This window comes from Streptomyces carpinensis (assembly GCF_002154505.1).
GTDB lineage: Bacteria > Actinomycetota > Actinomycetes > Streptomycetales > Streptomycetaceae > Streptomyces > Streptomyces carpinensis.
The window spans coordinates 1-8,723 of the sequence record NZ_MUBM01000612.1; the positions used below are offsets into that span (position 1 = coordinate 1).

The 8,723-nt window shown below is 73.0% G+C and carries 9 protein-coding genes; 4 read left to right on the forward strand and 5 right to left on the reverse strand.

Annotated elements, in window-relative coordinates; genetic code table 11:
- A partial coding sequence (locus BZY54_RS46985) for a response regulator transcription factor (protein ID WP_143668367.1) occupies positions 1-292 on the forward strand: 292 nt, incomplete at its 5' end.
- Here the strand turns inward: BZY54_RS46985 and BZY54_RS46990 are convergent.
- Complete coding sequence (locus BZY54_RS46990) at positions 289-909, reverse strand: class F sortase (protein WP_086731425.1); 621 nt, start codon at positions 907-909, stop codon at positions 289-291. The genes BZY54_RS46985 and BZY54_RS46990 overlap by 4 nt on opposite strands.
- Before the next feature lie 112 nt (positions 910-1,021).
- Positions 1,022-1,591, reverse strand: a complete 570-nt coding sequence (locus BZY54_RS46995) for a hypothetical protein (protein WP_086731426.1) — start codon at positions 1,589-1,591, stop codon at positions 1,022-1,024.
- Positions 1,592-1,937: 346 nt separating this feature from the next.
- Here BZY54_RS46995 and BZY54_RS47000 point away from each other — a divergent pair, with 346 nt between their 5' ends.
- Complete coding sequence (locus BZY54_RS47000) at positions 1,938-2,525, forward strand: NADPH-dependent FMN reductase (protein ID WP_086731427.1); 588 nt, start codon at positions 1,938-1,940, stop codon at positions 2,523-2,525.
- A 73-nt stretch (positions 2,526-2,598) separates the two neighbouring features.
- Here BZY54_RS47000 and BZY54_RS47005 read toward each other — a convergent pair whose 3' ends face one another.
- Positions 2,599-4,242: a M4 family metallopeptidase gene (locus BZY54_RS47005; protein ID WP_086731428.1), complete on the reverse strand. Its 1,644-nt coding sequence runs from the start codon at positions 4,240-4,242 to the stop codon at positions 2,599-2,601.
- 138 nt (positions 4,243-4,380) lie between these two features.
- Between BZY54_RS47005 and BZY54_RS47010 the strand changes: the two genes are divergently transcribed.
- On the forward strand, positions 4,381-4,824 hold the full coding sequence (locus BZY54_RS47010; protein ID WP_244217688.1) for a gamma-glutamylcyclotransferase family protein: 444 nt from the start codon (positions 4,381-4,383) through the stop codon (positions 4,822-4,824).
- Between the two features lie 84 nt (positions 4,825-4,908).
- Here the strand turns inward: BZY54_RS47010 and BZY54_RS47015 are convergent, their stop codons facing one another.
- Both BZY54_RS47015 and BZY54_RS47020 read right to left on the reverse strand, forming a co-directional pair.
- A complete protein-coding gene (locus BZY54_RS47015; protein ID WP_086731429.1) occupies positions 4,909-7,263 on the reverse strand; it encodes a molybdopterin oxidoreductase family protein in 2,355 nt (784 codons plus the stop codon).
- A gap of 103 nt (positions 7,264-7,366) precedes the next feature.
- The gene (locus BZY54_RS47020; protein ID WP_086731430.1) at positions 7,367-8,041 is read right to left on the reverse strand and encodes a SanA/YdcF family protein; all 675 of its coding nucleotides are present in this window, start codon (positions 8,039-8,041) and stop codon (positions 7,367-7,369) included.
- 217 nt (positions 8,042-8,258) lie between these two features.
- Between BZY54_RS47020 and BZY54_RS47025 the strand changes: the two genes are divergently transcribed.
- A partial coding sequence (locus BZY54_RS47025; RefSeq protein WP_208640978.1) for a sirohydrochlorin chelatase occupies positions 8,259-8,723 on the forward strand: 465 nt, incomplete at its 3' end.

The following is an 8,723-nucleotide window of genomic DNA, read 5'->3' on the forward strand; positions in this document are numbered from 1 at the left end:
CGGCGGCACCGCGCTCGACCCCGAGGTGGTCTCCCAGCTGTTCAACGCGGGCCGCCGGGCCGGCGCGCTGGACTTGCTCACCCCGCGCGAGCGGGAGGTGCTGGCGCTGATGGCCGAGGGCCGCACCAACCAGTCCATCGCCGCCGCGTTCACCGTCTCCGAGCGCGCCGTGGAGAAGCACATCGCCAACATCTTCGCCAAGCTCGACCTGCCGCCGTCGGAGACGGGCCACCGGCGGGTGCTGGCGGTGCTGCGGTATCTGGAGAGCGTGAAGGCCGTACGGCGGTCCTAGTGGTTTCCCGTGAGATGGGCGAAGACCACGACGTTGCCCTGGTAGCCGGTGGACCTGGAGTAGCCGCCGCCGCAGGTGATCACCCTCAGCTCGGGGCGCGGGGCGGCGCCGTAGACCTTGGCGTCGGGGAAGTCCTTCGCCTCGTAGACCTCGATCGCGTCCACGGTGAACACCGCGACGCCGCCGTCGCGGCGGTCCACGTCGATGGTGGCGCCCTTCTTCAGAGCGCCGAGGTCGTAGAAGACGGCGGGGCCCTGCATGTTGTCGACGTGGCCGGCGACTATCGCGGTGCCGCGCTCGCCCGGCGTGGTGCCGGACTCGTACCAGCCGGCGAGGTTCTTGTCCTGGGCGGGCGGGACGTCGAGGCTGCCGGAACTCGTCAGGCCCAGGCCTATGAGAGGGGCGTTCACCCGGATCGAGGGTATGCGTATGCGGGTGGGCGGCGACGGCGGCAGGGCGGGGGCCATGAGCCGTTCCTCACCGGGATCGGGCCGGCCCTCGACCGCGGCGGGCTGGGGCGGAGCGTGCGAGGCGTCGGCGCTGTACAGCAGCCACGCGCCGGAGCAGAAGGCGACCACGGTGACGGTCGCTATCGCGGAGTTGCCGATCCTTCGCATACGAACCCCTCTCGGACTCGGTGTCCCGTGCCCCCTCCGGGCCGCGAGGGGCGTCGGGCCCGGAGGGGGGAGGGACGTGCGGTACCGGGGGACGGACAGCGGAGGTTGTCCGTCAGATCCCGTCGCCTCTCGCCCGGCGATGCAGGAGCCAGGTACCGCCCGCGGCTGCGACGGCGAGTGCCGCCACGCCGGCCGCGGTCTTCACGGGGTCGGTGCCCAGAGCGCCACCGACCCCCGTCTTCACACTTCCACGGGGCTGCAGCTGCCCCTGTGCCGAGGTCAGGGCGACGATCAGGTCGCCCTTGACCCGCCGGCCGCCCTCGGCGCAGTCCGCGACGATCTCGTACGTCCCCGGCTGCGCGCCCTCCGGTACCCGGAACTGTCCGATCGCGTCGCCCTCGTGGGTGCTGGGCGACAGCGGGAAGGCACCCGCGCCGACCGCGCTCGCGTCACCGGCCGCGGACGCCTTCTGGCCGCAGGCCTTGGTGTTCACGCTGACCTGACCGCCCGGCACGACCGAGGACGGGTACACCTCCAGGGTGCCGGTGGCCGAGGCGGAGGGGCGCGCCGCCGCGAGGGCGCCCTCGGCGCCGTACGCGGGCGCGGCGAGACCGCTCAGGGCGGCGGCGGTGAGCGCGGCCCCGGTCACGGCCCCGGCCGACAGACGAGCGGTACGTCGCATCGGTCCTCCTCCGAGCTCTGCGGTGGCGGCACGGCCCGCGGCACCCCGCTGGTGCCGCCGTTGTCGCGCCCTGCCCTTTCGAGGTAAGTGGCACATGCGCCCGCCCGCTTCCTGAGAGAACGTCAGAAATGCGGTGAACGGGTGTCCGCACACCTCGCCCGCGGCGCAGTGGTGCGGGCGTTTGGGCAGGTCAGCGTGGCCTCGCTGACGGCGCGTCGGAAAGCACCCGAAGGGTGCAGGGCGCGGGGGTGAACGGGTGATCACGGTGTTCCGGCAGCCGGGAGCCCGGCGTCACCGAGAGCCGCAACTTGACCTCAACAAAAGTTGAGGTATCAGGCTGTGCCACATGAACACAGCCACTGAACCCCTGAAGGTCGCCCTCGTCGTCGGCAGCAACCGCCACGGCCGCTTCGGTCCCGTGGTCGCCGACTGGCTCCTCGATCACCTCGGCGAGCGCGCCGACCTGCTCCCGCAGGTCGTGGACGTGGCCGAGACCGCCGCCCTGCCGACGACGCTGGCGCGCGGGCCGGAGACGAGCGCGGCGCTGGCGGAGATCACACCGAAGCTGGCGTCGGCGGACGCCTTCGTCGTCCTGACCCCCGAGTACAACCACTCCTTCCCCGCCGGTCTGAAGAACCTCATCGACTGGCACTTCACCGAGTGGCAGGCCAAGCCCGTCGCACTCGTCTCCTACGGCGGTCTGGCCGGCGGTCTGCGCGCCGTCGAGCACCTGCGTCAGGTCTTCGCCGAACTGCACGCGGTCACGGTCCGCGACACGGTCTCCTTCCACAACGCGGGCGGCTCCTTCGACGACGGGGGGCGCCTGAAGGACCCGGCCGGCCCGGACGCGGCGGCGAAGTCGATGCTGGACCAGCTCGTGTGGTGGGGGAGGGCCCTGCAGGAGGCCAGGCAGCGGCGGCCGTACGGGAGTTAGCCGCCCGCCCGTGCGCGGGCACGGCCGAGGCCGGCCCCCGTGTGGGGACCGGCCTCGGCACGCCGGTGCTGCCTCAGTTCACGTTGACCGCGCTCCAGGCCGCCGCCACCGCGTTGTACTCGGTGCTGCCGGAGCCGTAGAGGTCCTTGGCCGCGTTCAGGGTCGCCGTCCGCGCGCCCGCGTAGTTCGTCGAGGACGTCATGTAGACCGTCAGTGCCCGGTACCAGATCTTGCCGACCTTGTCCCGACCGATGCCGGTCACGGTCGAGCCGTTGAACGTCGGCGAGTCGTAGCTGACGCCGTTGACGGTCTTCGCGCCGCTGCCCTCGGCGAGCAGGTACGCGAAGTGGTTGGCGACGCCGGACGAGTAGTGGACGTCCAGGTTGCCGACCGAACTGCTCCAGTAGTCGGCCGAGTTGCCGTCCTTGGAGGGCTTGTCCATGAAGCGCAGGGCGGCCTTGCCGAAGCCCGGCTTCACGATCTTCTCGCCGATGAGGTAGTCACCTGGGTCGGAGGAGTTGTTCGCGTACCACTCCACCATGGTGCCGAGGATGTCGGAGGTGGCCTCGTTGAGGCCGCCGGACTCGCCCGAGTAGGTCAGGGCGGCCGTCTTCGATGTCACCCCGTGGGACATCTCGTGCCCGGCCACGTCCAGCGCGACCAGCGGCCCGAAGGTGGTGCCGTCACCGTCGCCGTACGTCATGCAGAAGCAACTGTCGTCCCAGAAGGCGTTGTTGTAGTTGCTGCCGTAGTGGACGCGGTTGTACGAGCCCTTGCCGTCGCCGCCGATGCCGTTGCGGCCGTGGACGTTCTTGTAGTAGTCCCAGGTCTCGTCGGTCCCGTACTGGGCGTCGACCGCCGCCGACGCGCGGTCCGCCGTCGTGCCCGTGCCCCAGTGGTTGTCGGCGTCCGTGAACACGGTCGCGGGGGCACGCTGGAAGCAGATGGAGAGGAAGCACACGTCGGTCTTGTTCGCGGCGTCGCCGGTGTAGGTGTTGCCGCGCGTGGCGTCCTTGAGCTGGTACGCCGAGCCGGACTGGGTCGTCTCCAGGGGAACGGTTCCGCTGTAGAGCGACCGGCCGTCGCCGGTCGCCGTCTCGATGCTGTCCCAGGCGTCGATCTGCGCGCCCGTGCGGGCGTCGGTCAGCACCGTGCGGGCGACCGGGTTGCCGAGGGAGTCCAGTCCGGCCGCGTTGGTGCGCCAGGCCAGGCGCGGGGTGCCGTGCAGGGCGTCGACGACCAGCTCCGGTTCGGCCTTCACGCTCTTCAGCGTCTCGCCGAGGTTCGCGGCGCGCAGCGCGTGGACCGCGAGGTCGGCGGCCTTGGGGGCGGAGAGCTTCGGGGTGATGCTCGGGAGCGAGATCGTGCCCCGTGTGGCCCGGTCCGCGCCGCGGTAGCCGCCGTTCGGGGTCAGGTGGACCACGAAGTCGCCGCCGAGCACCGGAAGTCGATGGTAGGTGCGGTCGTAGCGGACGTGCTGTGTGCCGTCCTTGTCGACGATCACGTCCCGGACGGCGGTGCTCTCGGCGGAGGTCAGTCCCAGAGCGGTGGCGTGGTCCAGGAGCGCCGAGGCGGCGTTCTGGAGCGCGGTGGCCCGGGTGGGTCTGTCCTGCGCGTGCGCGGCGGGGGAGAGTACGGCGGCCAGCAGGGTGGCGGTCGTGGCGGCTATGCCGGCCGTGGCGAGGCGGTTGCCCCGGGTGTGCCGTGTCCGACTCATCGGTCTCCTTGGGAAGGCGCCTTCGAGGGGTGTGGGTGGCGCTGACGTTGGTTCAGGTTTAAGCGACCATGACAAGTCCTGTCCATACCGCCTCCATGGAGATGTGTGGGGAGCTGGAGGGGGTACAGAATCGTTTCCGTGATCACCCCGGCCCACTTCTCGGCGCCTGAGCCCCTCCCGTTCTTCGTCTACGGCACCCTGCGCCCCGGCGAACGCAACCACGACGTCTTCCTGCGCGGCCGCACCCGGGCCGTGCAGCCGGCGCGACTCACCGGTGCCGTGCTGTACGAGGGACCCGGCTTCCCGTACGCCGTCGTGGAGCCGGGCGGCGTGGTGCTGGGTGAACTGGTGACCGCGCGGCCGGAGAAGTACGAGGAGCTGGTCACGGCCCTGGACCGGCTGGAGGAGTACGTCGCCGGGGACCCGCGGAGCCTGTACGAACGCATCGAAGGCGAGGCCGTCCGCGCGGTCGACGAAACGGCGGTACGGGCCTGGGTCTACGTCGCGGGTCCGGCCGTGACCGCACGGCTGCGGGCCGGCGGCCGGCTCGTCCAGGGCGGCGACTGGGCATCCCGCCGCTGACGGCCCCTCGACCGCCGACTGCCGAGTCCCGTCGTCACGCTCCCGCCGTCCGACCGCGGGCAGGCGGGAGTTCGGCGCCAGGGCCTACGGCCGTACCACCTCCACCCGCACCGCGCACACCTTGAACTCGGGCATCCGCGAGGTCGGGTCGAGGGCGGGGTTGGTGAGGGTGTTGGCACGGCCCTCGCCGGGCCAGTGGAAGGGCATGAACACCGTGTCCGGGCGGATGGCGGACGTGACGCGCGCGGGCGCCACCGCCCGGCCGCGCCGGGAGACGACGGCCACCGGGTCGCCCTCGGCCGCCCCCAGCAGCGCCGCGAGCCGCGGGTGCAGCTCGACGAAGGGGCCGGGCGCGGCGGCGTTCAGCTCGTCCACGCGCCGGGTCTGGGCGCCGGACTGGTACTGGGAGACGACCCGCCCGGTGGTCAGCAGCACCGGGTACTCGGCGTCCGGCTCCTCGGCACTCGGCCGGTGCGACACGGGCGCGAACCGCGCCCGCCCGTCCTCGGTGGCGAACCGGTCGAGGAAGAGGCGCGGGGTGCCCGGGTGCGCTCCGGCCCCGGCCGGACCGCCACGCGCCGCTCGCTCCAGCCCGGGATCCTCGTGACGTGCCCGGTCCTCGTCGTCCGCCGCGTGTCCGTCCGCCGCGCCTTCGTCGTCCGCCGCATCCCCGCCCCCGGCCGGGGCGACGTCCAGGGCCCGGCCGTGCGCGTGCGCGGTCGGATCGAGTGCGCCCGGGTCGAGCGTGGTGGGGGCGAGCGCGGCGTCCTCGTGGTCGTGCGTCTCGGTCGGCGCGGGAGCGGGAGCGGTGGCGGTGCCGATCGGCTCCGGTGGCGCCGGGCACGGCCAGAAGACACCGTTCTCCTCCGCCAGCCTGCGGTAGGTGATCCCCGAGTAGTCGGCGGGGCCGCCCGCGGAGGCTCGGCGCAGTTCCTCGAAGACCTCCTCGGGATCGGCCGGGAAGCCCTTCACCACGCCCAGCCGGGCGGCCAGTTCGTGCAGCACCTCCAGGTCGCTGCGGACCCCGTCCGGCGGCGTGACCGCGCGCCGCCGCAGCAGCACCCTGCCCTCCAGGTTCGTCGTCGTGCCGGTCTCCTCCGCCCACTGCGTGACCGGCAGGACGACGTCCGCCAGCGCCGCCGTCTCCGACAGCACCACATCGCAGACGGCCAGGAAGTCCAGCGACCTCAGCCGCTGCTCCACGTGCGCGGCGCGGGGCGCCGACACCACCGGGTTGGAGCCCATCAGCAGCAGCGTGCGGATGTCCGTGCCGAGCGCGTCCAGGAGTTCGTACGCGCTGCGGCCCGGCCCCGGCAGGCTGTCCGGGCGTACACCCCACACCTCGGCCACGTGCCGCCGTGCCGCAGGGTCCGTCAGCTTGCGGTAGCCGGGCAACTGGTCCGCCTTCTGGCCGTGTTCGCGTCCGCCCTGGCCGTTGCCCTGCCCGGTCAGGCAGCCGTACCCGGACAGCGGCCGGCCCGCCCGGCCGGTCGCCAGGCACAGGTTGATCCACGCGCCGACCGTGTCCGTGCCCTTGGCCTGCTGCTCGGGCCCGCGCGCGGTGAGCACCATCGCCGACTCCGGCTCGCAGAACAGCCGTACCGCTTCCCGGAGCCGCGGGACGGCCACGCCGGTGACCCGCTCCACGTACTCCGGCCAGTGCGCCATGGCCGCCGCCCGCGCCTCCTCCCAGCCGGTCGTCCGCTCCCGTATGAACTCCTCGTCGGTGCGGCCCTCGGCCACGACCAGGTGCAGCAGGCCCAGGGCCAGGGCCAGATCGGTGCCGGGCCGGGGCGCCAGATGCAGGTCGGCCTGTTCGGCGGTCCTCGTCCGGCGCGGGTCGACGACGATCAGCGTGCCGCCGTTCTCGCGCAGTTCGGTGAAGTAGCGCAGTGAGGGCGGCATCGTCTCTGCGGGGTTGGAGCCGACCAGGACCACACAGCCGGTCCGGGGGATGTCCGCGAGGGGGAACGGCAGCCCCCGGTCCAGCCCGAACGCCCGGTTCCCGGCGGCCGCCGCCGACGACATGCAGAAACGGCCGTTGTAGTCGATCTGCGAGGTGCCCAGCACCACCCGCGCGAACTTGCCGAGCGCGTACGCCTTCTCGTTGGTCAGCCCGCCCCCGCCGAACACCCCGCAGGCGTCCGGGCCGTGCTCCACACGCGCGCGTGCCAGTGCCCCGGCGATCCGGTCCAGGGCCTCGTCCCAGCCGGCCGGCTCGAGCGTGCCGTCGGCGGAGCGCACCAGCGGGGCGGTCAGCCGCACCCGGGAGGAGAGCACCGCATGCGCCGTGCGGCCCTTGCCGCACAGCGCGCCACGGTTCACCGGGAAGTCCGCGCGCTCGGTCACCTCGACGCCCCCGTCCGGGAGGGGGGACAGATTCATCCCGCACTGCAGGGCGCAGTACGGGCAGTGCGTGGGCGTCGCGGAGATCTGCATGCCGCTCAGCGTGCGTCGGCCGTGTTACGCGCCCGGACGGCCGCTGTTACGCGCCCGGCACGGTGACCTCGCAGCGCGTGCCCGTCCGCCGTGAGGCGAAGCGTCAGCGGGCGGCGGCCAGCGCCCGGGCGACCCCGTGCTCCTTCGGTCCCAGGAACGTCGGAGCGGGGTGGAACACCGCGTCCAGCACCGCCTTGCCGGCCGCGAACACCTCGCGGGTACCGCCGTAGTACCAGGTCACATCGTGTTTGTCGGCCACGCCGACGCCGTAGGACTCGATGCCCGCCGCGTCGCACAGGGCCACCGCCCTGCGGATGTGGAAGCCCTGGCTGACCAGGACCGCCCGGTCCACGCCGAAGATCTTCTTCGCGCGCACGCAGGAGTCCCAGGTGTCGAAGCCGGCGTAGTCGGTGACGATCCGGGCGGCGGGCACGCCGTGCCGGGTCAGGTAAGCGCGCATGGCGTCCGGCTCGTCGTAGTCCTCGCGGCTGTTGTCGCCGGTCACCAGGAGCACCTCGACCCGGCCCTCGTGGTACAGCTGCGCCGCCGCGTCCAGGCGGTGCGCCAGGTACGGGGACGGCTCGCCGTCCCACAGGCCCGCGCCGAAGACCACGCCGACCTCGGTGTGCGGCGCGTCGGCCGTGGTGCGCAGGCGGTCGCCGGTCACCAGGTACAGCCACGTCGCCGGAAGCAGCGCCAACACGCACACGGCCATCACGACCTGCACCAGCCGCCGCTGCCCCGCTCGTGTGCGCGGTAGCCGTGGTCGTATCCGCATCGGACGGCCCCCTCCTCGTATGGCCCGCACGGGCCTCGATCAGGGAGGACGCGGCACACCGCACCCCGGTTCACACCGTGTGTCCCATCCTCGCAACAGCGACCGCGCGGCTCCCGCCAGGTGCCTCACAGCAACCCGCCCCATCCGGTGAAGGCCCGGAAAACACCTGTCACGGTGGCGCTACGTGGACGCAACCTCGGCCCGGGAGGATCTGGGCATGACGGTGGCGAACCCTCCTCGCGACGAGTCCTTCCACGGCCCCGGCGGCCCGCCGACCCCCGGCGTCCGCCTCGACAGTACGGCGCACATCATGAGCAGCATCGGCGCCGAGCTCGCCGGCCGGCTCAGCCTCGTCGCGCTCGACGGCAGGCGCCGGCCCGCCCCGCCCGCTCTCGTCCTCGTGGCGCACGGCAGCCGCGACCCGCGCGCGCTGAGCACCGTACGGGCCCTCATGGACCGGGTCCGCGAACTGCGCCCCCGGCTGTCCGTGCACCTCGGGCACATCGAGCTCAACGAGCCGCTGCTCCCGGACACCCTCGCCGGCGTCGGCGCCACCGGTGCCGTCCTCGTGCCGCTGCTGTTCAGCCCCGGCCACCACGTCAAGCGGGACATACCCGAGATGGCCGCCGCCGCACCGGCGCGCACGCGCGTCGCCGCACCACTCGGCCCGCACCCGCTGCTC

Bases quoted from the DNA above. Each gene is read 5' to 3' on its own strand.
- BZY54_RS46995 (WP_086731426.1), bottom strand. From the start codon at position 1,591: ATGCGACGTACCGCTCGTCTGTCGGCCGGGGCCGTGACCGGGGCCGCG.
- BZY54_RS47015 (WP_086731429.1), bottom strand. From the start codon at position 7,263: ATGCAGATCTCCGCGACGCCCACGCACTGCCCGTACTGCGCCCTGCAG.
- BZY54_RS46990 (WP_086731425.1), bottom strand. From the start codon at position 909: ATGCGAAGGATCGGCAACTCCGCGATAGCGACCGTCACCGTGGTCGCC.
- BZY54_RS47020 (WP_086731430.1), bottom strand. From the start codon at position 8,041: ATGCGGATACGACCACGGCTACCGCGCACACGAGCGGGGCAGCGGCGG.
- BZY54_RS47000 (WP_086731427.1), top strand. From the start codon at position 1,938: ATGAACACAGCCACTGAACCCCTGAAGGTCGCCCTCGTCGTCGGCAGC.
- BZY54_RS47005 (WP_086731428.1), bottom strand. From the start codon at position 4,242: ATGAGTCGGACACGGCACACCCGGGGCAACCGCCTCGCCACGGCCGGC.